General features: G+C 49.6%; 1 protein-coding gene. It reads right to left on the reverse strand.

The features are described 5' to 3' along the window. Positions 1-28: 28 nt before the first annotated feature. On the reverse strand, positions 29-808 hold a 780-nt coding region (locus J0909_RS18280; protein ID WP_207265126.1), incomplete at its 5' end, for an IS3 family transposase.

An 808-nucleotide genomic window follows, 5' to 3' on the forward strand; every position in this document is an offset into this window, starting at 1 on the left:
CATTTCTAGGCGGTCTGAAAAGTAGAGCCTATGCTGCCTTTCCCAGCCTTGCCCTTGGGCGGTACCCCCCAAGGGCAAAATGTGGTCGTTCGTTGTTGTAGGTCCAAAGCCACTTGGTGGCAAAGTCCTGGACCTCATCTATGGTTTCAAACAAGTACTGACAAAGCCAATCATATCGAACCGTCCTGTTAAAACGTTCGACATACGCGTTTTGCTGTGGCTTGCCAGGCTGAATGTACTCAAGCTGAATGCCATTTCGTTCAGCCCAAGCCTGAAGCCGATGGCTGATATATTCAGGACCATTGTCACAGCGAAGAGTCTGAGGCTTACCTCGCCATTCTATGATTTGCTCTAAGGAACGGATCACCCGTTCAGCGGGCAGAGAAAAGTCCACCTCAATGCCCAGCCCCTCTCGGTTAAAGTCATCAATCACATTGAACAGCCGATAACTGCGGCCATTTCGCAACTGGTCATGCATGAAATCCATGGACCAGACATGGTTGATGGATTCAGGAGCTACAAGAGGCTCCGGTTTTTCGCGTACGATTCGCTTCTTGGGTTTGATTCGCATGTTGAGCTCCAACTCGCAATAAATCCGGTATACCCGTTTGTGATTCCAGCCAAAACCTTTGACGTTGCGCAAATACAAAAAGCACAATCCGAATCCCCAATTGCGCTGGTTATGCGTTAAACGTATCAGCCAATCGACAACAAGTTCGTTCTCGACCGAAAGCTTTGGTTCGTAGCGATAGCATGTCTGGCTGATGTTGAATGCCTCGCATGCCGGTCGGATGTTCAGGACGGTGCG

The sequence above is a fragment of the Desulfovibrio sp. Huiquan2017 genome (assembly GCF_017351175.1).
Taxonomy (GTDB): Bacteria; Desulfobacterota; Desulfovibrionia; order Desulfovibrionales; family Desulfovibrionaceae; genus Pseudodesulfovibrio.